The sequence below is a fragment of the Streptomyces sp. SID8374 genome (assembly GCF_009865135.1).
GTDB lineage: Bacteria > Actinomycetota > Actinomycetes > Streptomycetales > Streptomycetaceae > Streptomyces.
Genome location: NZ_WWGH01000001.1, coordinates 2,259,648 through 2,280,771, shown reverse-complemented (window position 1 = coordinate 2,280,771; position 21,124 = coordinate 2,259,648). Strand labels below are relative to the sequence as shown.

Annotated in this window: 19 protein-coding genes and 1 pseudogene; 10 read left to right on the top strand and 10 right to left on the bottom strand. The window is 69.3% G+C overall.

Annotated features, from left to right (window positions below; genetic code table 11):
* Nucleotides 1-720 precede the first annotated feature (720 nt).
* Nucleotides 721-891 carry a hypothetical protein gene (locus GTY67_RS10145; RefSeq protein ID WP_202462319.1) on the bottom strand — a complete coding sequence of 57 codons (171 nt, stop codon included), beginning with the start codon at nt 889-891 and terminating at the stop codon, nt 721-723.
* Between the two features lie 87 nt (nt 892-978).
* Between GTY67_RS10145 and GTY67_RS10140 the strand changes: the two genes are divergently transcribed.
* The 4 genes from GTY67_RS10140 (at nt 979) to GTY67_RS10125 (ending at nt 3,960) form a co-directional block, all read left to right on the top strand.
* Complete coding sequence (locus tag GTY67_RS10140; protein ID WP_161278446.1) at nt 979-1,719, top strand: class I SAM-dependent methyltransferase; 741 nt, start codon at nt 979-981, stop codon at nt 1,717-1,719.
* Between the two features lie 121 nt (nt 1,720-1,840).
* Nucleotides 1,841-2,107, top strand: a complete 267-nt coding sequence (locus GTY67_RS10135; protein ID WP_093688407.1) for a hypothetical protein — start codon at nt 1,841-1,843, stop codon at nt 2,105-2,107.
* Nucleotides 2,108-2,309: 202 nt separating this feature from the next.
* Complete coding sequence (locus GTY67_RS10130; RefSeq protein ID WP_161278445.1) at nt 2,310-3,344, top strand: 3,4-dioxygenase subunit beta; 1,035 nt, start codon at nt 2,310-2,312, stop codon at nt 3,342-3,344.
* Between the two features lie 94 nt (nt 3,345-3,438).
* The gene (locus GTY67_RS10125; protein WP_343238659.1) at nt 3,439-3,960 is read left to right on the top strand and encodes a hypothetical protein; all 522 of its coding nucleotides are present in this window, start codon (nt 3,439-3,441) and stop codon (nt 3,958-3,960) included.
* 366 nt (nt 3,961-4,326) lie between these two features.
* On the opposite strand, the gene GTY67_RS10120 is transcribed toward GTY67_RS10125, so the two are convergent.
* From GTY67_RS10120 to GTY67_RS10110, 3 genes are all read right to left on the bottom strand, one after another.
* Nucleotides 4,327-5,040 carry a VOC family protein gene (locus GTY67_RS10120; RefSeq protein WP_161278443.1) on the bottom strand — a complete coding sequence of 238 codons (714 nt, stop codon included), beginning with the start codon at nt 5,038-5,040 and terminating at the stop codon, nt 4,327-4,329.
* Between the two features lie 100 nt (nt 5,041-5,140).
* Nucleotides 5,141-5,365 carry a DUF397 domain-containing protein gene (locus GTY67_RS10115; protein WP_161278442.1) on the bottom strand — a complete coding sequence of 75 codons (225 nt, stop codon included), beginning with the start codon at nt 5,363-5,365 and terminating at the stop codon, nt 5,141-5,143.
* A complete protein-coding gene (locus GTY67_RS10110) occupies nt 5,352-6,176 on the bottom strand; it encodes a helix-turn-helix transcriptional regulator (RefSeq protein ID WP_161278441.1) in 825 nt (274 codons plus the stop codon). The genes GTY67_RS10115 and GTY67_RS10110 overlap by 14 nt, the downstream gene beginning before the upstream one ends.
* A 226-nt stretch (nt 6,177-6,402) precedes the next feature.
* On the opposite strand from GTY67_RS10110, the pseudogene GTY67_RS34850 reads away from it, so the two are divergent.
* A pseudogene (locus GTY67_RS34850) lies at nt 6,403-6,752 on the top strand (hypothetical protein).
* Here GTY67_RS34850 and GTY67_RS10105 read toward each other — a convergent pair.
* Nucleotides 6,725-7,231, bottom strand: a complete 507-nt coding sequence (locus GTY67_RS10105) for a DUF6584 family protein (protein WP_161278440.1) — start codon at nt 7,229-7,231, stop codon at nt 6,725-6,727. The pseudogene GTY67_RS34850 and the gene GTY67_RS10105 sit on opposite strands and share 28 nt — an antisense overlap.
* Before the next feature lie 144 nt (nt 7,232-7,375).
* Between GTY67_RS10105 and GTY67_RS10100 the strand changes: the two genes are divergently transcribed.
* Both GTY67_RS10100 and GTY67_RS10095 read left to right on the top strand, forming a co-directional pair.
* A complete protein-coding gene (locus GTY67_RS10100; protein ID WP_161278439.1) occupies nt 7,376-9,601 on the top strand; it encodes an ATP-dependent RecD-like DNA helicase in 2,226 nt (741 codons plus the stop codon).
* A gap of 214 nt (nt 9,602-9,815) precedes the next feature.
* A complete protein-coding gene (locus GTY67_RS10095) occupies nt 9,816-11,105 on the top strand; it encodes a citrate synthase (RefSeq protein WP_031122682.1) in 1,290 nt (429 codons plus the stop codon).
* Between the two features lie 566 nt (nt 11,106-11,671).
* On the opposite strand, the gene GTY67_RS10090 is transcribed toward GTY67_RS10095, so the two are convergent.
* From GTY67_RS10090 to GTY67_RS10080, 3 genes are all read right to left on the bottom strand, one after another.
* The gene (locus tag GTY67_RS10090; protein ID WP_161278438.1) at nt 11,672-14,125 is read right to left on the bottom strand and encodes a heavy metal translocating P-type ATPase; all 2,454 of its coding nucleotides are present in this window, start codon (nt 14,123-14,125) and stop codon (nt 11,672-11,674) included.
* Nucleotides 14,126-14,217: 92 nt separating this feature from the next.
* Entirely contained in the window at nt 14,218-14,538 is a 321-nt protein-coding gene (locus GTY67_RS10085; protein ID WP_093688391.1) for a heavy-metal-associated domain-containing protein, read from the bottom strand.
* A 186-nt stretch (nt 14,539-14,724) separates the two neighbouring features.
* Entirely contained in the window at nt 14,725-15,480 is a 756-nt protein-coding gene (locus tag GTY67_RS10080) for a TetR/AcrR family transcriptional regulator (protein ID WP_176727420.1), read from the bottom strand.
* A gap of 156 nt (nt 15,481-15,636) precedes the next feature.
* Between GTY67_RS10080 and GTY67_RS10075 the strand changes: the two genes are divergently transcribed.
* Both GTY67_RS10075 and GTY67_RS10070 read left to right on the top strand, forming a co-directional pair.
* The gene (locus GTY67_RS10075; RefSeq protein ID WP_161278437.1) at nt 15,637-18,030 is read left to right on the top strand and encodes an MMPL family transporter; all 2,394 of its coding nucleotides are present in this window, start codon (nt 15,637-15,639) and stop codon (nt 18,028-18,030) included.
* A gap of 243 nt (nt 18,031-18,273) precedes the next feature.
* Complete coding sequence (locus tag GTY67_RS10070; RefSeq protein WP_093688387.1) at nt 18,274-19,059, top strand: class I SAM-dependent methyltransferase; 786 nt, start codon at nt 18,274-18,276, stop codon at nt 19,057-19,059.
* Nucleotides 19,060-19,083: 24 nt separating this feature from the next.
* Here the strand turns inward: GTY67_RS10070 and GTY67_RS10065 are convergent, their stop codons facing one another.
* Nucleotides 19,084-19,275 carry a MerR family transcriptional regulator gene (locus tag GTY67_RS10065; RefSeq protein WP_010064909.1) on the bottom strand — a complete coding sequence of 64 codons (192 nt, stop codon included), beginning with the start codon at nt 19,273-19,275 and terminating at the stop codon, nt 19,084-19,086.
* 268 nt (nt 19,276-19,543) lie between these two features.
* Here GTY67_RS10065 and GTY67_RS10060 point away from each other — a divergent pair, with 268 nt between their 5' ends.
* Nucleotides 19,544-20,056 carry a DinB family protein gene (locus GTY67_RS10060; RefSeq protein ID WP_176727419.1) on the top strand — a complete coding sequence of 171 codons (513 nt, stop codon included), beginning with the start codon at nt 19,544-19,546 and terminating at the stop codon, nt 20,054-20,056.
* An 8-nt stretch (nt 20,057-20,064) separates the two neighbouring features.
* Here GTY67_RS10060 and GTY67_RS10055 read toward each other — a convergent pair whose 3' ends face one another.
* Nucleotides 20,065-20,979 carry a sugar phosphate isomerase/epimerase gene (locus GTY67_RS10055; protein ID WP_093688385.1) on the bottom strand — a complete coding sequence of 305 codons (915 nt, stop codon included), beginning with the start codon at nt 20,977-20,979 and terminating at the stop codon, nt 20,065-20,067.
* Between the last annotated feature and the right edge of the window lie 145 nt (nt 20,980-21,124).

Genomic DNA, 21,124 nt, shown 5'->3' with positions numbered 1-21,124 from the left:
TCGTCGCAAAGGCTACATCTGCTCGCACCAGCATGAATTCCGGGGAATTCGGGATGCAATCCAATCGTGCTGCAGAGATGCATTTCCTTATAAAGAACTTGGAAAAACTCGAATGGGCGCCCTTCAGTTCTTGGCCGAGGTCCTTGAGTCTGGAGCCATCCAAGGGCTCGGACTGGACGCGCGACCTGAAGATTGGGAAGCAGAGCTTGGCTCCGGGTACCTAGACGAAGTACGCAAGGGTCGAATGCGTCGTGACTACGGGCTAGTGGAGCTCTCGTTCTTCAGGAAGGGCGAGATTTGGCAGTGCTTCGAGGTGAGCTTGCAGTTCACAGGCTGGCCAAAGGCATTCCCGGTGTTGTGCCGAGTTCCCTAATTGAGGAATACGGGGAAATGGAGTCGAGGGTTCGGTTCAGTGACCTCCAGGTAAACGTTACTGCCGAAATTCTCCAAGTCGCACAGATTGGTGACCGTGGTCGTCATCTTCATTCCAGATTTTCGGTGATGGAGTCTAGGGCGATCGTGCACGTCTTGGAGGCTGACTCTGGAGAAATCTTGCGGCGGGGTGATATTTGGTCGGTCTCTCTGGTCAGGGATTTCACCGCGCGAGCAGCTCCGATCTAGTGAGGGATCTCAGGAGATCCCAATAGCAAATCTGAAGCCCCGCCAGGTGACACCTGGCGGGGCTCTTGCGTGGTCTGACGGCAGTAAGTGACGGCAACGTCAGCGGACGGCGGTCGCGCAGAGCGGTGGGTCGTCGCCGTCGTCTCGCTGGCCGACCGGCTCAGCCGGGTTGAGGAGGGCGTGGCCGAGGAGGTCGATGGCGTTCTCGCTGGAGGCGGAGTCGGACGTGGGCGTAGGTGGTGGCGGTGACGCCGATGTGGGCGTGGCCAAGGAGACCCGGCCGCGTGCCGGGGGGGGGATCGGACGGCGGATAAATCCATCGACAGCGCCACACGGCGCCCGGCAGAGTGGCCGCCCGTGACGAGCAGCGAACTGTGGACCCGAGCGACCGCCGACCGCTACGACACCGAGGAGGCAGAGAACTCCTCGGCTGCCGCCCTCGCCCCGACCCTCGACTTCCTCGCCGAACTGGCGGGAGACGGCAGGGCTTTGGAGTTCGCCATTGGTACGGGACGGGTGGGCGTGCCCCTCCGGGAACGCGGCGTACCGGTGGTGGGCATCGAACTGTCCGAGCACATGGCGGCGGTGCTGCGCCGCAAGACCGACGAGAGCACGCTCCCGGTGACCATCGGAGACATGGCGACCACGACGGTGCCTGGCGGATTCACCCTGGTCTACCTCGTCTACAACACCATCTCGAACCTGCTCACCCAGGACGAGCAGGTCGAGTGCTTCCGCAACGCCGCACGCCATCTGGAGCCCGGTGGCCGATTCGTCATCGAGTTGGGCGTGCCGCCGCTGCGTTCCCTGCCACCGGGCCAGACGGCGGTGCCGTTCGACGTGTCCGAGCGGCATCTGGGCTTCGACACATTCGACCTGGTCGACCAGATGCTCGTATCCAACCACTTCACCCGCGACGAGGAGAGCGGCCAGTACCGCCGGGCCAACTCCCGTCACCGGTACGCCTGGCCGACGGAGCTGGACCTGATGGCAAGGATCGCCGGCCTCGAACTGGACCGCCGCGTCGCGGACTGGGACGGGTCGCCGTTCACCCAGGACTCCGCCAAGCACATCTCCGTATGGCGCAAGCCGACCTGAGCCCGCCGGCGCCACACCGCAACCAGGCCGCCCCGCACGACTCCCGACGTACACGACAGAACCTTCCGCCGATCGGGGCGACGGTGCGACTGGCCGGGCGCCCCCGGGGTATCCGGCGCACATGGCCCTCATGAAGCGTGTAGCCCTCGCCCCTCGCGCTGTACGGCAGCTGCGGCGCGTCCGATCGGTCTACCTCGGCGGGATGGTGCTCTCCCTGCTGGGCCTGATCATGCAGCTGGACCGCGACGCGGGCGGCAGGCAGACGGAGATCATGGCGGTCCTGCTCGTGGCGTTCGCCGCCCTGTTCGGGCTGACGGTCGTCCAGCTGTGGCGGCACACGCGGACCAGCCACTGCAGTACGGCGAAGAGGCTGACGCCGTCCATGTGACGCGGGCGGCCCGACGCCCCCCTCCACCAGGGATGGTCGCTCCGCTTACCGGAGGCGACGGCTTCTCTCAGCTGACGCACACGTGGCGCTGGGGCAGGTCATGGGTTCCGCGGTGATTCTGGACCCTGGATCGGCAGCGACGCCCCACACCCGGGGCCGCTGCGGACACCGCGGAACGGTCACCCCTGACGGAAGGCGCCCGATGAGCAAGCCGAAACCTGCCCGGACCCCTGATGGCCCCGCCTACGAGGGTCGTCTGCTGCCGCACCCGGACGAAGAGGTGGTCGACCAAGGCCTCGGATTCGACCTCGGCACACTGCACTCGCGCAGGCGAGCGCTGGCCTTCCTGGGAGGGATCGGCGGCATGGCGGCCCTGGCGGCGTGCGGCTCGGGCTCGAAGTCCACGGACGGGTCCGGTACGTCCGCGTCCCCGTCCACGTCGGCATCGACGTCCTCCGGTCTGACCGAGATCCCCGACGAGACCAACGGCCCCTACCCGGCGGACGGGACCAACGGAGTCAACGTCCTGGACAAGGACGGCATCGTCCGTCAGGACATCCGCTCAGGCTTCGGGGACTCGACCGCGACTGCTCAAGGCATCCCCTTCACCTTCGAACTCACGGTGCTGGACATCGTCAACGACGGCGGACCGATGGCCGGTGCCGCGGTCTACGCCTGGCAGTGCGACCGGGACGGCAACTACTCCCTCTACTCCGAGGGGGTCGAGGACGAGAACTACCTGCGGGGGGTGCAGGTGGCGGACAGCGAGGGCCGGGTGAAGTTCATCAGTGTCTTCCCCGCCTGCTACCCGGGCCGCTGGCCCCATGTGCACTTCGAGGTCTACCCCGACCTCGACGCCATCACCGACGCGGACAAGCGCCTGTCCACCTCACAACTGGCGCTCCCCAAGAAGGCATGCGAGACCGTCTACGCCACCGAGGGATACGAGACGTCGGTAGGCAACCTCGCCCAGCTGACCCTGAAGACCGACAACGTCTTCGGGGACGACGGCGGCGTCCACCAGCTCGCCACCACCACCGGCTCACCGAAGTCCGGCTACACGGCGAAGCTGACGGTCCCCATCGACACCAGCACCGAGCCCACGGCCGGTAGCGCACCGGAAGGAGGAGGCGGAGGCCCGGGCGCGGGAGGAGGACAGCCGCCCAGCGGAGCCCCGTCGGGCCCACCTCCCTCGGGGAACCCGTCCGGTCAAGGACCGGCGGCATCCGGCGGCTGACATCCGCTGTACGGGTGAAGGGCGGCCCGACCCCTAGCCACCAGCGGTAACACCACTCCTACGATGGGTGCCCGCGCCGATCCTGGGAGCCACCGTGCCGGACCACATCCCGGACCGCCCGCCGAAAACCCCACCCCCGCCGAAGCGCCCGATCTCCCCGCCACGCCCGGAGACGAGCCTCGCGACCACGGCGCGGGCCGGAATGCTGGTACGGAACCGCCGCGCGGCGAACTGGCAGCTGGAGGCGGCCTCTTGGTCGCCGGGGAAGGCGGCGGCGCATGTGCTCCGCAGGCTGCACGAGTGGGGCTACGACGGGGAAGTTGACGGGGTCGCAGGGCAGTTGACAGAGCTACTGGTGCGCACGGCGGTAGCGGAGGGCGGCAGGAGGGTGTCCGTACACCTCGCGGACCAGGGCGGCCAGGCACTGATCGTCGCGCTGTCGCACCAGTCGGCTCATACGGTCGCGGACACCGGCCTGCTGCCCGAACTAGCCAGACTGGGCGCGGTGTCCTGCGGCACGGACACGGCGGAGGACGGCAGGCGAGCGTGGGCGGTGTTCGCCCTGCAGGGGAGTGTCCCTTGGCGCGGCGGCTCCCGCGAATGTGTCAACGCTTGACGCGATTACGGAAGACCACGAAGTTGAGCGTGACGCTCAGGGCCGCCTCGAAGCGGTCCCCGGTGAACCGGTCCTCCGCGGAACACCTCCGCGTGTACGGGGACCACGTCGTCTACCTCGGCCAGATGGAAGAGACGCAGGGACCACCCCCGCCCACGCGGGGACCACGACGGCGGGCGCGTCGCGCTGGGCTGGCGGTTCGGGACACCCCCGCCCACGCGGGGACCACTCTTCCTGACCTGGGCGTTTATGAGGCCTTTGTAAATCCTTGACCCTCGCGCTCGCTACTCACACCTGCATAGTGACAGAGAGGGCGCTGAAGTAGTTTCGGGGCCTCCGTCCAGTCAGCCCCGCCCCCTCCACTACTCACCCCCGCAGATCCCCCAGCCGCGCAAGGGCATCACGAGCGGTCTCCTGTTCCTCGGCGGCGAGTTGGACCGAGGCCGCCTCCTCCAGCCAGGCCCGAGCCGCCTCCGTCTCTCCCAGCCTCTGCGCGATGTCCCCGCGCAGCACCAGCAGTTGAACCCTCTGTACCGGGGTCGGCTGCTCGTCCTCCAAGTTCAGTACCCGGTCGATGATCTTCGCGGCCCCCGGGTAGTCCTGCTTGGAATCCGCGAACAGGTCCGCCATGTGCAACGCGCGGGCGAATGTCTCCTTCGGTGCGGTGGCCGGCTCTTCGTCGCTCTCGTCGCCGATCACCTGGCCCACCCGGATCGTGTTGCCGGTCGGGTCGGTCGTCAGGAACTGGCGTACCCCGTACGACATACCCTTCAGCGGGCCGATGCGTGGCAGCCCGCGCGTCGGAATGCGCCCGTACGCCGCCTTGAGGCCGGACCGGAAGGCCGCGTGCAGGCCGTCAACGTCATCGGTGAGCACGTAGCAGCTCGAATGCGACGTGCTCGGGTCGTAGTCCTTCATGCCGTACAGCTGGATCTCGACGGCTCCGCGCTCGACCGCCGCATACACGTACGGGCTCTTCTGCAGGTGCGTCGTCTCGAAGCCCAGAGCTGTGTAGAAGTCGACCACGGACTGGATCAGTTCCGTCCGGCAAGGCAGTAGCGGGATGGTCTTCTCGTTCATAGCGCGACTCTAGTCAGGTTTGAGTAGCTGAGCGATGAGCCATGACAGCGGCCCCGTCAGGTCGATGACCGTGACGGAGCCGCTGGTAAGTCGTCGTACGTCAGGCGGAGAGCTCGCCGCCCTTTACGGCGGTGACGAACCGGGTCCAGCCCTGGGCGGAGAACCTCAGCGCGGGGCCGCCCGCCGCCTTGCTGTCGCGTACGGGGACGGTGGCGTAGCCGTGGGCGACCTCAAGGCACTCGCCCTGGTTCCCGCCGCTGTAACTGGACTTGAACCAGCCCGTGAGGGTGGACGCGTCCGCAACGCTCCGCCTACTGCTGACCATGTTCGTGCTCCTCCGCTGCGGCCCGCACGCGGGCCACCGACTCCTGGTGCGACAACGCATCGCCCAGAGCGAGATCGTAGGCCGTACGGCTGAACGCCACCAAGCGCGGATCGTCCATCAAGTTGCCCGTCTGGAAGCCCTCGACGTACGCCACTGGAGCGGAGTCCGCGAAGCTCATCAGCGTTAGCAGGCTCTGCTGGAGGGAGTGGGCCCCCGCTTCGAACGGCAGTACATGTAGTCGTAGCCGTCCCCTCTCCGCCATGTCCGCGATCTTCCGCAACTGCGTGGCCATCACCTGCGGGCCGCCGACCCGGCGTCGCAGCACTGCCTCGTCCAGCAGGGTCCACATGACAGGATTCAGCGGGCCGTCGAGAATGCGGGCGCGCTCTGTTCGAATGACGACGTCCTGGTCAACCTCCTCCCGGCGGTGGTTGGGCCGGTATGCCTGGAACAGAGCCCGTGCGTAATCGTTCGTCTGCAGCAGGCCGGGCACGAGCGTGAGCGCGAACTGCTGGATGAGCACCGCCTGCTGCTCCAACTCCGCCACGGCCGCGAAGTTTTCGTCGTATTTCGTATCCAGGTCCTCCAGCCACCGCTCGAAGAACCCGTCCGTCCCCAGCGCCCGGTCGATCCGTCGTGCGTCGTCCGGGCTCGGCAGTCGCCGCCCCGCCTCGTAATGGCTGATGAGGGTCGGGGAGCAGACCACTTGCTCGGCCAGCGTCTCCTGCGTCATCCCGACGGCCAGGCGTCGGAGACGTAACTCATTGCCGTACTTCTGCCGTGCTGTACGCGGCCGCTCGTTCGCCTTCATGCGCGCCCAACTCCCTGACCTGACCAGCGTGCTGTCATCCCCGACCCCCTGGAAGCGTAGCCACTCACGACCCCACTCTGTGATGGGTTCGCTACGGAAAGAAGCGACGCCCATCCACCGCGAAGACCAGAAAGCAGGCCTCCCATGAAGCACGTCTCCGCCCGGCCCCGAAACTGCTGCCACCCTGCCCGGGCCTTCGCCCCGGCACCGAAAGCGAGGCCGTCGCATGAGGGTGACCGGTGGGAGCGACGCCTCCGTCGCGCGGTTGCTGCCGTGGACGGGGACGGGTGGGAAGCCCTGCTACGTCGTGGGTGACGGCACCGGTTACGTGTCGCGGAAGGCCGACGAGGTGGAGGACCTCCAACTCGACATGGCGTACGAACTGCTCGGGCACGCCGACAGTCTGTTGGCCGAGCCTGCCGTCACCGCGCCCGAGATCCTCTTCCTTGCCCGTCGGCTGACCGAGTCCCTGGAGCAGGTCAAGCGGATCGCGGAGAGCAGGGGGCCCGGCTGGAGGCGGTGCTCCCTCAGGCCTCGACCCCTCCTCCTCAGTCGAACAGCGAGACCAGCCCGTAGATCCAGATCCCGACGAGGACTACCGCGAGGAGCAAGCACCCGATGCCCGACAGGGCGTCGGTCAGCCGACCGCTCTCCCACGCGTCCCCCTTCACCTCCACCAGCCCGTCCCACGTGACCGGCCGGCCCAAGGTGTCCGAGGCGTCCTCCCGTACGGCAGCCAGTTGCTGTGCCGCGAACGGTGTCGGGGCGTCCGATTCCGTGCCCCGCCAGGCCATGGCCCGCATCCGGCGTACGGCGTTGGCGTACCGCTCCTCGAAGGCCGCCGTCTCCTCCGGCGAGCGGTCCTCCTCCAGGTACATCCAGCGGCCGGCCTCCGCCGCATCCCCGTACAGGCGGTAGACCTCGGCCAGGCGGCGGCGGGGTGCGGGCTCGTGCGGGTAGGAGGAGACCAGGCCGCGCAGGCGCTGCCTCGCCACCGGTATGCGTCCGGCGGCGAGGTCCGCGTCCACGCGGGCCAGGGTGTCGTTGAGGGCCATGCGCTCATGATGGGGGCGGGGGAGGGGGCACACGAACAGGTTTTCACCTGGCCGGACGGACCGGGCCGTACTCCGCCTTCGTACCTCGCCAGGGCCTCCCGGCCTGCGAACCGCACTGTCAGCGGCACCCGGTAGCGTCGGACCATGTCCAACATGGCCGTCATCGAAGGGGTCCTGGAGAGGATCACGTACGCCAACGAGGAGAACGGGTACACGGTCGCCCGCGTCGACACCGGGCGCGGGGCCGGGGATCTGCTCACGGTGGTCGGTGCGCTGCTCGGCGCGCAGGTCGGTGAGTCGCTGCGGATGGAGGGCCGTTGGGGCTCGCACTCGCAGTACGGCAAGCAGTTCACCGTCGAGAACTACACCACCGTGCTGCCCGCGACCATCCAGGGCATCCGTCGCTACCTCGGCTCCGGGCTGATCAAGGGCATCGGGCCGGTGATGGCCGACCGGATCACCACCCACTTCGGCGTCGACACCCTCGACATCATCGAGAACGAACCGAAGCGGCTCGTCGAGGTCCCCGGCCTCGGCCCCAAGCGCACGAAGATGATCGCGGCCGCGTGGGAGGAGCAGAAGGCGATCAAGGAGGTCATGGTCTTCCTCCAGGGCGTCGGCGTGTCCACCTCCATCGCCGTGCGCATCTACAAGAAGTACGAGGACGCCTCGATCTCCGTCGTGAAGAACCAGCCCTACCGGCTGGCCGCCGACGTCTGGGGTATCGGGTTCCTCACCGCCGACAAGATCGCCCAGGCGGTCGGCATCCCGCACGACAGCCCCGAGCGGGTCAAGGCCGGTCTTCAGTACGCCCTCTCCCAGTCCTCCGACCAAGGGCACTGCTACCTCCCCGAGGAGCGGCTCATCGCGGACGGGGTCAAGCTCCTCCAGGTCGACACCGGGCTGGTCATCGAGTGCCTGGCCGAGCTGGCCGCCGATCCGGAAGGTGTCGTACGGGAGAAGGTGCCGTCGCCGGAGGGCGGTGAGCCGATCACCGCGGTCTACCTCGTGCCCTTTCATCGGGCCGAGCTGTCTCTCGCCGGGCAGCTGCGGCGGCTCCTGCGGACCGGGGAGGACCGGATGCCCGCCTTCCAGGACGTGGACTGGGAGAAGGCGCTGGCCTGGCTCGCGACGCGTACGGGGGCCTCGCTGGCGCCCGAGCAGGAGGAGGCGGTACGGCTCGCGCTCAGCCGGAAGGTGGCCGTCCTGACCGGTGGGCCCGGCTGCGGGAAGTCGTTCACCGTGCGGTCCATCGTCGAGTTGGCGCGGGCCAAGCGGGCGAAGGTGGTGCTGGCCGCGCCCACGGGGCGGGCCGCCAAGCGGCTGGCCGAGCTGACCGGAGCCGAGGCGTCCACCGTGCACCGGCTGCTCGAACTGAAGCCGGGCGGGGACGCGGCATACGACCGGGAGCGGCCACTCGACGCGGATCTGGTCGTCGTCGACGAGGCGTCCATGCTGGATCTGCTGCTCGCCAACAAGCTTGTGAAGGCCGTGGCACCCGGTGCCCACCTCCTCCTCGTGGGCGATGTCGACCAGCTGCCCTCGGTCGGGGCGGGGGAGGTGCTGAGCGACCTGCTCGCGGAGGGCAGCCCGGTCCCCGCCGTCCGGCTCACCCGGATCTTCCGGCAGGCCCAGCAGTCGGGGGTGGTCACCAACGCCCACCGGATCAACGCGGGGAAGCCCCCGCTCACCGAGGGGCTGAGCGACTTCTTCCTCTTCGTGGAGGACGAGACGGCGGATGCGGGCAAGCTCGCCGTCGATGTGGCGGCCCGCCGCATCCCGGCCAAGTTCGGGCTCAACCCGCGCCGTGACGTGCAGGTCCTCGCTCCGATGCACCGGGGGCCGGCGGGGGCGGGCGAGCTGAACGGGCTGCTCCAGCAGGCCATCACCCCGGGCCGGCCCGACCTCCCCGAGAAGCGGTTCGGCGGCCGGGTCTTCCGGGTCGGCGACAAGGTCACGCAGATCCGCAACAACTACGACAAGGGCGAGAACGGCGTCTTCAACGGCACCGTCGGCGTCGTCACCGCCCTCGACCTCGACGAGCAGAAGCTCACCGTCCGCACCGACGAGGACGAGGAGATCGGCTACGACTTCGACGAGCTGGACGAGCTGGCCCACGCGTACGCCATGACGATCCACCGCTCCCAGGGCAGTGAGTATCCGGCGGTCGTCATCCCCGTCACCAACAGCGCCTGGACGATGCTCCAGCGCAACCTGCTCTACACGGCCGTGACCCGGGCCAAGAAGCTCGTCGTCCTCGTCGGGTCCCGTAAGGCGATCGGCCAGGCTGTCCGCACGGTTTCCGCAGGCAGACGCTGTACGGCGCTGGATTTCCGGCTCCGAGGCGGCTCGGGAGAAGACTTCTCGTGACCCCCGCACAAAAATGATCGATCAAATCGGTGGGAAACATCACGGAGGTCTTCCGGAACCGCAGTCAAGGGGGCAGGATGAGTAAGTTGGCGGCACTCAGTGCCGCCAGTAGGTCCAATGGACGACCCCGAGTGCACTCTCCTGAGCCGAATGGGGGAGGGTGGAGACAGTCAGGGCACCTCGAAGAAGAGGCACTACGTCGGTGAGGGATGACGTGAGCGACAACTCTGTAGTACTGCGGTACGGCGATGACGAGTACACCTACCCGGTGATCGACAGCACCGTCGGCGACAAGGGCTTCGACATCGGGAAGCTCCGGGCCAATACCGGCCTGGTGACGCTGGACAGCGGATACGGCAACACCGCCGCCTATAAATCCGCCATCACGTACCTCGACGGTGAGCAGGGCATTCTGCGCTACCGCGGATACCCGATCGAGCAGCTCGCCGAGCGCTCGTCGTTCCTCGAGGTCGCGTACACGCTGATCAACGGCGACCTTCCCAAGGTCGACGAGCTGGCGACCTTCAAGAACGAGATCACCCAGCACACGCTGCTGCACGAGGACGTCAAGCGGTTCTTCGACGGCTTCCCGCGTGACGCCCACCCGATGGCCATGCTGTCCTCGGTGGTCAGCGCGCTGTCCACGTTCTACCAGGACAGCCACAACCCGTTCGACGAGGAGCAGCGCCACCTCTCGACGATCCGCCTGCTGGCGAAGCTGCCGACGATCGCGGCGTACGCGTACAAGAAGTCGATCGGGCACCCCTTCGTCTACCCGCGCAACGACCTCGGGTACGTCGAGAACTTCCTGCGCATGACCTTCTCGGTCCCCGCCCAGGAATATGAGCTGGACCCGGTCGTCGTCTCGGCGCTGGACAAGCTGCTCATCCTGCACGCGGACCACGAGCAGAACTGTTCGACCTCCACCGTGCGTCTGGTCGGCTCCTCGCAGGCGAACATGTTCGCCTCGATCTCCGCCGGCATCTCGGCGCTCTGGGGTCCCCTGCACGGTGGCGCCAACCAGTCGGTTCTGGAGATGCTCGAAGGCATCCAGGCCAACGGCGGCGATGTCGACTCCTTCATCCGCAAGGTGAAGAACAAGGAGGACGGCGTCCGCCTGATGGGCTTCGGCCACCGGGTGTACAAGTCGTTCGACCCGCGCGCCAAGATCATCAAGGCCGCCGCCCACGACGTGCTGTCCGCGCTCGGCAAGTCCGACGAGCTTCTCGACATCGCGCTCAAGCTGGAGGAGCACGCGCTCTCCGACGACTACTTCGTCTCGCGCAACCTCTACCCCAACGTGGACTTCTACACCGGTCTGATCTACCGGGCCATGGGCTTCCCGACCGAGATGTTCACCGTGCTCTTCGCGCTCGGCCGCCTTCCGGGCTGGATCGCCCAGTGGCACGAGATGATCAAGGAGCCGGGTTCGCGCATCGGCCGCCCGCGCCAGATCTACACCGGCGAGGTCCTCCGCGACTTTGTCCCGGTCGAGGGCCGCTGACTCAGGCCCGGTCTCGTACCGCCCGGTCGAGGGCCATCCGGCGTCCTCGGCCGACCCGCACCACCCCGTAGTGCCCGGCCTCTTCGGCCGACTGCCTTCGCCCCGCGTGCCGCGCTTCGCACAGAGCGCGGTGTCCGGGGCGATTCGGCGTTACGGGGCCAGTGGGCCCATGGGAGGCCTACGAGGACGGGGTCGGAGGCGGGAGGCCGTCCTGGGTGCCCCTGGAGAGCGAGAAACGCCCTGCCGCCGATCCCCCCACGGGTCGACGGTCAGGGCGCTTCCCATATCCCGGAGCGGATTCCCCCCACGGGATCCGGCCGGGCGTCTGAAGGGAGCCGAAGCTCCCGTTGTTGTGCTGTGCTGCGCTCTGCCGGGGTACGTACGCACGGGAGGGCCGCTCAAAGCTCCCCGGTGCACGTGCCCCGGCTCAACGCTTGCCACAGGAGCGTCCCCCAAGACACTCCATCGGACGTCCCCCAAGACATCCTTGGCATCGCACTCTAAGACTCGCGAACCCACCGGATGGTTACCCTGAGAACGGTGTGATCTAAATCTCTTTGTGGAAGTTACGTGAAGGTACGCAACCTAAGGCTGTTCGTGACGACGAACACGGACGAAAACGCCATGGCGGCTCCCGCGATCATTGGGTTGAGCAGGCCACTTGCAGCCAGGGGCAGCGCCGCAACGTTGTACCCGAAGGCCCAGAAGAGGTTGCCCCTGATGGTGGAAAGAGTACGCCTGGAAAGGCGGATTGCGTCAGCAGTCACCTTGAGATCTCCACGAACCAGCGTGAGGTCGCTCGCCTCGATCGCCGCATCCGTCCCGGTACCCATCGCCAGCCCCAGATCTGCCGTGGCCAGAGCCGCCGCGTCGTTGACCCCGTCGCCGACCATCGCGACGCTCCGGCCCTCCGCCTGAAGGCGCTTGACGACGTCCACCTTCTCCTCGGGGAGCACCTCGGCGTGGACCTCGTCGATGCCCACCTCACGGGCCACGGCCTCGGCCACCGCCCGGTTGTCGCCGGTCAGGAGGACGGGCCGCAGCCCCAGGGCCCGTAGCTGGGCCACGGCGGCCGCGCTGCCGTCCTTGACGGCGTCGGCCACCCCGAGCACGCCCCGGGCCTTTCCCTCCCAGGCCACGGCCACCGCCGTACGTCCCTGCTCCTCGGCCTCCGCCAGGGCGGCGGTCAGCTCGGGCGGGAGCGCGATGCCCGCGTCGGCGAGGAGGCGGGGGCGGCCGACGCGGACGGTGTGCCCCTCCACGACGCCTTGGACGCCGAGTCCGGGGATGTTGGCGAAGTCGTCGGGGGTGGGGAGGGGGCCGGGGAGGCGTTCGGCTGCGCCTGCCGCCACGGCCTGCGCGATCGGATGCTCGGAGGAGTGCTCCACCGCGCCCGCCAGCCGCAGCACGTCGTTCTTGTCCGTCCCTTCGGCGGTGTGGACGGTGAGGAGGGTCATCTTGCCGGTGGTGACGGTGCCGGTCTTGTCGAGGACGATGGTGTCGACGCGGCGGGTGGTTTCGAGGACTTCGGGTCCCTTGATGAGGATGCCGAGCTGGGCGCCTCGGCCGGTGCCGACCATGAGGGCGGTGGGGGTGGCGAGGCCGAGGGCGCAGGGGCAGGCGATGATCAGGACCGCGACGGCCGCCGTGAAGGCATCGGTGGGACCGGCGCCGCTGGCCAGCCAGAAGCCCAGGGTGCCGAGCGCGAGCACGATGACGGCGGGCACGAAGACGGCGGAGATGCGGTCCGCGAGGCGCTGGGCGGCGGCCTTGCCGTTCTGGGCGTCCTCCACCAGGCGGGCCATGCGGGCGAGTTGGGTGTCGGAGCCGATCCGGGTCGCCTCGACGACCAGGCGCCCGCCGGCGTTGATCGTGGCGCCCGTGACGGAGTCGCCCGCGCCGACGTCCACCGGCAGCGACTCGCCGGTCAGCATCGAGGCGTCCACGGCCGAGCTGCCCTCGACGACCTTGCCGTCGGTGGCGATCTTCTCCCCGGGGCGGACGACGAAGCGGTCACCGACGACGAGCCGGCCGGCGGGGATGCGTACCTCCGTACCGCCTCTGAGTACGGCGACGTCCTTGGCGCCCAGGTGCATCAGCGCCCGCAGCGCGGCACCGGACTTCCGCTTCGCGCGCGCCTCCAGATAGCGGCCCAGCAGGATGAACGTGATCACCCCGGCCGCGACCTCCAGGTAGATCGTGGAGCTCGCGTCGGCGCGCGAGACGGTGAGGTCGAACCCGTGCCGCATGCCCGGCATCCCCGCGTCGCCGAGGAACAGGGCCCACAGCGACCAGCCGAAGGCGGCGAGGGTGCCCATCGAGACGAGTGTGTCCATGGTGGCGGCACCGTGCCGGAGATTGGTCCAGGTGGCGCGGTGGAAGGGCAGGCCGCCCCAGATGACGACGGGCGCGGCGAGGGTCAGGGAGAGCCACTGCCAGTTGTCGAACTGGAACGCCGGGACCATGGCGAGCAGGACGACGGGGATGCTGAGGACGGCGGAGACGATGAGCCGCTGCCGGAGGGTGGCGAGGGAGGCGGCCTGTTCCGCTTCGGCAGCGTCGGGTGATGCGTCGGGCGGGGTGGGCGCGGGTTCCTGGTCCGCTTCCTGCTCAGGTGCGGGGCGACGGTCGGGCTTGCGTACGGGCTTGTGTACGGGCCCGGGCTCGGGGTTCTGCTCCTGCTCGGGCCCCGGCCCCGGCGCAGGGCCGCGCTCGGGCTCCCGCTCCGGCGCGGGTCCACGCGCGGGCTCCTGCGCGGGTTCCGGTTTCGGGCGGGTGAGGGGGCGGGCCGTGTAGCCGGTCTTCTCGACCGTCGCGACGAGGTCCGACAGTTCCAGGCCCTCCGCGAACGTGACGCGGGCCTTCTCGGTCGCGTAGTTCACCGTCGCGGTGACGCCGTCCATCCGGTTGAGCTTCTTCTCGACGCGGGCGGCGCACGAGGCGCACGTCATCCCGCCGATCATGAGCTCGGCCTCGGAGGCGTTCGCGGCCGGGGTCTCGGCTGCTGCTGTGCTGGCCATGTCCGAACTCCTGGGGAACGCAGGTCGGGCCGTACCTCACCAGTATCTGCTGGTGGGCCCGGCCCGACGGGGAGAAGGTGGTGCGCCGGCGCTCAGGCGGCCCGGCCGACGAGTTCGTAACCGGCCTCGTCGACGGCGGCGCGCACGGCGTCCTCGGCCAGCGGGGCCTTGGAGGAGACGGTGACGCGGCCGGTGGCGGCGACGGCCTCGACGGACGTCACGCCGCCCAGCGCGGAGATCTCCTCCGACACGGCGCCTTCGCAGTGGCCGCAGGTCATGCCCTTCACCTCGTACACCGTGGTGACCGAGTCCGCCGACTCGATCTGTACGTCGGCGGCGCCGCCGTGGCAGGAACCGCTGGGCGAGCAGCAGGAGCCGGTGGACTGGGTGGTGGGCTCGGTCTCGGCGGTCATGGCGTTCTCCTCTTCGGCGTACGAGTGTGGCGCGGGGGGCCACAGGGGTGCCCGGGGCGCCTCGCTGACTCCATACTATACCCCTAGGGGGTATGGGTGAGATCGGGGCGCGCCAGGCGCTGCCGATCGGGGGGGCGCGGTTCTAGGAGGTTCGTCCCTGGGGGTCCGCTCCCAGGGGGTTCGCCCCTAGAGGGTCCGGCCCTCGCGGGCGTGCGGGGCCAGGTGAGGCGAGTCGTCGCCGATCAGAGGGTCCAGGTAGCGGTACATGGCCGCCTTCAGCTCCCGGATGTAGGCCTCGCGCTCCTCGCCCTCCTTGGCCATGATCAGGTCGAGTCCCGCCTTGAACACCATGAAGGCCATCTCGGCGACCCGGTGGACCTGGGGGGCGGGGACCTCCGGGAGGTAGCTGAGGAGGATCTCCTCGACCCGGCTCAGCATGGCGGTGTGCAGGGTGTCGTGCTCCTCGGTGATCCGGCCGGGGATCTCCGAGCCGTGCATCAGCACGAAGAACGCCGGGTTCTCGCAGTTGAACGCGATCAGCGGGTCGAGGACGGCGTCCAGCATCCGGTCGAGGGGCAGTTCGAGGTGGCTCGGGGTGAAGGCCGCCCCGTAGGTGTCGCGCCAGCGGTGGAGCAGCTGGTCGCCGAGCTCTACGGCGATGGCCTCCTTGTTCGGGAAGAACTGGTACAGCGTGCCCGGTGAGACGCCGGCCTCGCGGGCGATGGCGTTGGTGCTGGACGCGGTGTAGCCGCTGGTGCAGAAGACGCTGGCCGCCGCCTGGAGGAGCTGGGCGATACGGGCTTCGCCACGGGCCTGGCGGCGGCGCGGGCGGGGTGCCCCCGAGGTGCCCTCCGGCCCTGCGGTGCCGCCGGCCTCGTCGGTCGCGGGTTTGCTGGCTGCGCCGTCCTCTGCGGCGCCCTTCTTGGCTCTGGCCTCCGGCACGACAATCCCCAGCTTTCCTGATGCGTTTGACAAACGCGAGTGCTCACTCGCATTCTAAGGAAACGCGAGCGATCACTCGTGTTTGCCAGTGTAAGTGGCAACGACTGACCCATGCTGCCCTGCGCCGCCGGGTCTCGGTGAAGGGGACACCGCACCATGTCCGAAGTCAACGGTCCACCCGGTACGGCCGGGCCGTCCGCTCCGCCGGGTCCACCCGCTCGGTCCGGAGCGTCCGCGTCCTCCGGGCCGTCCGCACCATCCGGGCCGTCCCGTTCATCCGGGCGCTCCGGTCCGCAGCCGGTCGGAGGCTGGACCCGGTTCGTCACCGCCAGGCCGCGGCTCGCCCTGCTGGCCGCCCTGGTGATCACCGCCCTCGCCGTGTTCGCCGGGAGCGGGGTGGCCGACCGGATGGGCAGCGGTGGCTGGCAGGCCCCCGACGCCGAGTCGTCCTACGCGACCGAGGCGCTGGAGCGGGAGTTCCCCGCCTCCCAGCCCAACCTGCTCCTCCTGGTGGACAGCGGCGCCGCCTCCGTCGACGATCCGGCGGTGGCAGCCGAGGCCGCACGGCTCACCGAGCGCCTCACCGCCGAGCAGGACATATCCGGAGTCACTTCGTACTGGCAGACCAAGGCGCCGGCCCTGCGCGCCGAGGACGGCCGCGAAGCGCTCATCGCGGCCCGGATAGGGGGCGACGAGACGGAGGCGGGCGAGACGCTCGAACGGATCGCTGCCGACTTCGCCGGGGAGAGCGGCCCGGTGAAGGTCTCGGTCGGCGGACCCGTCGCCGTCCAGCACGAGATGCAGACGATCATCCAGGAGGACCTGCTGCGGGCCGAGCTCATCGCCCTGCCGGTGACGCTCGTCCTGCTCGTCATGGTCTTCGGCAGCGCGATCGCCGCCATGCTGCCGCTCCTCGTCGGCATCGTCGCGATCCTCGGCACCAACGCCGTGCTGCGCGGACTGACCGAGTTCACCGACGTCTCGGTCTTCGCCATGAACCTCACCACGGCCCTCGGCCTCGGACTCGCCATCGACTACGCGCTGTTCATCGTCCGCCGCTTCCGCGAGGAGCTGGACACCGGGGCCGATACCCGGACGGCGGTCGGCACCACGCTGCGCACGGCCGGGCGCACGGTCCTCTTCTCCGCGCTCACCGTCGCCGTCTCCCTGTCGGCGATGCTCGTCTTCCCGCAGTACTTCCTGCGGTCCTTCGCCTACGCCGGGATCGCCGTGGTCCTGCTGGCCGCGGCCGCCGCACTGATCCTGCTGCCCGCCGCGCTCATGCTGCTGGGCCCCCGGGTCAACGCGCTGGACCTGCGCCGACTGCTGCGCCGCGGGAAGCGGACGGAAGCCGCTGCCGGGCAGTCCGGCAGGGGGTGGGCGCGCTTCGCCGGGCTGGTGATGCGCCGGGCGCCGGTCTTCGCCATCGTCACCACGGTGGGGCTCGTCCTCCTCGGACTGCCCTTCCTCGGCGTCAAGTTCGGTACGGCGGACGACCGCCAGCTCCCCGTCGGTGCCGAGTCCCGCGTGGTCCAGGAGCACATACGGGACGGCTTCCCCGGCAGCCCGAGCGGCGGCCTGGAGATGCTGGTCGAGGGGGAGGGGACGCCCGCCGCGTACGCGGCCCTCAAGGACCGGATCGAGAAGGTCCCGGGCGTGCTGCGCGTCGACGGCCCGGTCGCGGCGGACTCGACCGCGTACTTCAGCGTGCTGCCGGACGGCGAGGCGGTCGGGGAGGAGACCCAGCAGCTCGTACGGGACCTGCGCACGATGCCCGCCGACTCCTTCGACACCTCGGTGACGGGCACGGCGGCGGTCCTCGTCGACTCCAAGGACGCCATCGCGGACCGGTTGCCGTGGGCGATCGCCATCATCGTCGTGGTGACGCTGCTCCTGGTCTTCCTGCTCACCGGCAGCGTGCTCATCCCGATCCAGGCGGTCGCGCTCAACGCCCTCAGCCTGACGGCGATGTTCGGTGCGGTGGTCTGGGTCTTCCAGGACGGGAACCTCTCCGGGATCCTCGCCTTCACCAGTACCGGGGACATCGAGACGACCCTGCCCGTCCTGATGTTCTGCGTGGCCTTCGGCCTCTCCATGGACTACGGGGTCTTCCTGCTCTCCCGGATCAAGGAGGAGTACGACCGCACCGGCGACCACGAACGCTCGGTCACCTTCGGACTGTCCCGCACCGGCGGACTGATCACCGCGGCCGCAGTGATCCTCGCGGTCGTGATGGTCGCCATCGGCACCTCACGGGTCACCAACACCAAGATGCTGGGGCTCGGGATCGCCCTCGCCGTCCTGATGGACGCCATGGTGGTCCGCAGCCTGCTGGTCCCCGCGGTGATGAAGCTGACGGGCCGCGCCACCTGGTGGGCGCCCAGGCCGCTGCGCGCCTTCCACCAGAGGTTCGGCATCAGCGAAGGGGAGTCGGCCCCGGCCGGAGCCGGTACGAAGGGTGGGCCCGGCGGCCCGGGAGAGCCCACGGCCGACGGGGAGATACCGGACGAGGCGGCCCGGGACGGGGAGAAGGTCACCACGGGGGCGTAGGCGTACGACGGCTCTGCGGCCGGCCCGGGATCCGCTGGGAAAAGGGCCTCGGGTCGGCCGTGGAGGGCCCCTTGACGGGCCGTGAGGGCCGCGCGGAGGACCTGGCCGCCGGGCGGGAGGGGGTGGGGTCACCCTCCTGGCCATGGACCCGTCAGGAGCCCTCGAAGCGATCGTCAAAACGGCTCTGACCTGGGATTTCTCTCGTCTGACCTATAAAATTGGCGCAGAGGGAAAGGGGGCCGGATGGACCGGAACATCCGCACGACGGACGACGTAATGACGCTCCTGGACGACCTGTTCGCGCCCGAAGCGCACCGCTGGACCGCCGACGCCGGCTCATGGTGGGACGGCTTCTACGGGGACCGCTCGAAGCCGGTGCCCTTCTTCGTCGACAAGCCCGACGAGAACCTCGTCTCGTACGTCGACCGGGGGCTGGTCGCCCCGGGCCGCGCACTCGACCTGGGCTGCGGCCCCGGGCGCAACACGCACGCGCTGGCCTCGCTCGGCTTCGACGTCGACGCGATCGACCTCTCCCCGGCCGCGATCGCCTGGGCCGAGGAGCGCGCGGAGGCCTCGGGGATCAAGGCCCGGTTCCACCGCGGGGACGCCTTCGTCCTGACATCGGGCGGGGCGGCTGGGGCCGACGAGGCGAGTGGGGCGGGTGGGGCGGAGTTGGCCGGGCCGTACGACCTGATCCATGACTCCGGTTGCTTCCACCACCTGCCGCCCCACCGGCGTATCAGCTACCTCGCTCTCCTCGACCGCTGCCTCGCCCCCGGCGGCCACTTCACGCTCACCTGCTTCGCGGCGGGGGAGGGCGGCATGGGCTCCGAGCTGCCGGACGCGGAGCTCTACCGCCGGGGGGACCTGGGCGGCGGACTCGCCTACACCTCCGAGGAGTTGCGCGACATCTTCTCCGGCCTGGAGGAGATCGAACTGCGCCGGATGCGCGACGAGGCGCCCGGATCTCCGGTCTTCGGTGAGTCCTTCCTCTGGGCGGCACTGTTCCGCAAGGCGCCCCGACCGTAGGGGCCGTGTGCCGACGGCCCCGGGTCAGCGGCCCCGGTTGCGGGGGCGGGAGGCGACCCAGGCGCGGACGGTGTCGCCGTACCAGTACGGCTTTCCGTTCTTCACCTGGTCGGGCGGCGGGAGGAGGCCGTGTTTGCGATAGGAGCGGACGGTGTCCGGCTGGACCTGGATGTGGGCGGCAATGTCCTTGTAGGACCAGAGTGTTCTGTCCGTCATCCGTGACACCTCTCTGCGCTGCTCTGTTCTGACCGGTTCTGTCCGCCGGTTCTCTCTGCCGGTTCTGCTCCGGTGATCACGCAGCCTGCGCCCGGTTGAACGACATCGAACGGCAGGCGGGGTGGGGCTGTTGTACGCCTGTGACGGAAAACCCGCGTAACGGAGATATGTGTGGCGAAACGGTTACCGGTGTGACAGAAGGGGTGAGAGCAGCGGCGTGCGCCTCACCGTCCGGCCGATGTCAGACCCGGATGCCACGATGATGGCCATGAGCACTTCCGAACGTCCGATGCCCCCGTTGGTCGCCGACGAGCGCACCTCTCTGGAGAGCTGGCTCGACTTCTACCGCGCCACCCTCGCCCAGAAATGCGCGGAGTTGCCCGAGGAGCGGCTCCGTGAGGCCTCAGCGGCGCCCTCGTCGATCACCTTGCTCGGCCTGGTCCAGCACGCTGCGGCCGTGGAGCGGACCTGGTTCCGGCAGGTCCTCGTACAGGAGGGCGTTCCGCCGCTGTTCGCCCCCGCCGACGAGGGGAGCAGGCACACCGGTGGGTTCGAGCTCGCCGAGGACGCCACGTACGAGAGGGCGGTGGCGGTGTGGGAGGAGGAGGTCCGGCGGGGCCGGGAGAACTGCGCGGGGCGGGGACTCGACGACACCAGCCCCTTCATGGGCGGGGAGGTGACGCTGCGCTGGATCTACACGCACATGATCGCCGAGTACGCGCGCCACTGCGGGCACGCCGACCTGATCCGTGAGCGCATCGACGGGCGTACGGGGGTGTGACCCGGCGGTCAGGGCCGTCCGCAGGAGCGGAGGAACTCGCGGGTGCGGCGCGCGATCGGAAGCGGCTTGTCCGGGTCGCACGGGTACATGTCCTGCTCCACGATCGCGAACAGGTCGACGTCCAGGGCGCGCGCCGCATCCAGGACCGGTTCCAAAGCGGGTACGCCACCGGGCGGTTCGCACATCACGCCCCGTGCCACGGCCGGGCCGAACGGGACCTCGTCCGCCACCACCGCCGCCAGGATCTCGGGGTCGACCTGCTTCAGGTGGAGGTAGCCGATGCGCTCCCCGTACGTCTCGATGAGCTTGACGCTGTCGCCGCCGCAGTAGGCGTAGTGCCCGGTGTCCAGGCAGAGCGACACGAGGGAGGGGTCGGTGGCGTCGAGGAAGCGGTTGACGTTCTCCTCGCTGTCGATGTGGGTGTCCGCGTGCGGGTGGACGACGATGCGGAGCCCGTAGCGGTCCCGGACCTCCCGGCCGAGCCGCTCCGTCTGGGTCGTCAGGTCCCGCCACTGCGCGGGCGTGAGCGTGCGGTCCTCCAGCACCTCGCCGGTCTTGTCGTCGCGCCAGAAGGAGGGGATGACGACGAGGTGTTCGGCGCCCATGGCCCGGGTCAGTTCGGCGATGTCGGCGACATGTGCCCAGGTCCGGTCCCAGACATCGGGCCCGTGGTGCAATCCGGTGAAGACGGTGCCGGCGGATACGGTCAGCCCACGGCTGCGGGTCTCGTCCGTCAGCCGGGCCGGATCGGTGGGGAGATAGCCGTACGGACCGAGTTCGATCCACGCGTACCCGGCCTCGGCCACCTCGTCGAGGAAGCGCTGCCAGGGCACCTGCCGCGGGTCGTCGGGGAACCACACCCCCCACGAGTCGGGAGCCGAGCCGATACGGATGCGGGCCGAAGAGGGTGCGGAGGGGGTCATATCGCCCAGCGTCGTGGCCCGTGCGGACGAGTGTCAAGAGTTCGTCCGAATGTCCGGACAAAATGTTGACAGGGTTCCCGGGAGGGGACTAGACCTGGATCAGCCGGCCACCGGTGGGCAGAGCCGTGGGTCGCGCCGGTGGGTC

Excerpts from the sequence above, each read along its gene's own strand:
- GTY67_RS10135 (WP_093688407.1), top strand. The coding sequence starts at position 1,841 with ATGGCCCTCATGAAGCGTGTAGCCCTCGCCCCTCGCGCTGTACGGCAG.
- GTY67_RS10130 (WP_161278445.1), top strand. The coding sequence starts at position 2,310 with ATGAGCAAGCCGAAACCTGCCCGGACCCCTGATGGCCCCGCCTACGAG.
- GTY67_RS10120 (WP_161278443.1), bottom strand. The coding sequence starts at position 5,040 with ATGAACGAGAAGACCATCCCGCTACTGCCTTGCCGGACGGAACTGATC.
- GTY67_RS10115 (WP_161278442.1), bottom strand. The coding sequence starts at position 5,365 with ATGGTCAGCAGTAGGCGGAGCGTTGCGGACGCGTCCACCCTCACGGGC.
- GTY67_RS10110 (WP_161278441.1), bottom strand. The coding sequence starts at position 6,176 with ATGAAGGCGAACGAGCGGCCGCGTACAGCACGGCAGAAGTACGGCAAT.
- GTY67_RS10105 (WP_161278440.1), bottom strand. The coding sequence starts at position 7,231 with ATGGCCCTCAACGACACCCTGGCCCGCGTGGACGCGGACCTCGCCGCC.
- GTY67_RS10100 (WP_161278439.1), top strand. The coding sequence starts at position 7,376 with ATGTCCAACATGGCCGTCATCGAAGGGGTCCTGGAGAGGATCACGTAC.
- GTY67_RS10090 (WP_161278438.1), bottom strand. The coding sequence starts at position 14,125 with ATGGCCAGCACAGCAGCAGCCGAGACCCCGGCCGCGAACGCCTCCGAG.
- GTY67_RS10085 (WP_093688391.1), bottom strand. The coding sequence starts at position 14,538 with ATGACCGCCGAGACCGAGCCCACCACCCAGTCCACCGGCTCCTGCTGC.
- GTY67_RS10075 (WP_161278437.1), top strand. The coding sequence starts at position 15,637 with ATGTCCGAAGTCAACGGTCCACCCGGTACGGCCGGGCCGTCCGCTCCG.
- GTY67_RS10070 (WP_093688387.1), top strand. The coding sequence starts at position 18,274 with ATGGACCGGAACATCCGCACGACGGACGACGTAATGACGCTCCTGGAC.
- GTY67_RS10065 (WP_010064909.1), bottom strand. The coding sequence starts at position 19,275 with ATGACGGACAGAACACTCTGGTCCTACAAGGACATTGCCGCCCACATC.
- GTY67_RS10060 (WP_176727419.1), top strand. The coding sequence starts at position 19,544 with ATGAGCACTTCCGAACGTCCGATGCCCCCGTTGGTCGCCGACGAGCGC.
- GTY67_RS10055 (WP_093688385.1), bottom strand. The coding sequence starts at position 20,979 with ATGACCCCCTCCGCACCCTCTTCGGCCCGCATCCGTATCGGCTCGGCT.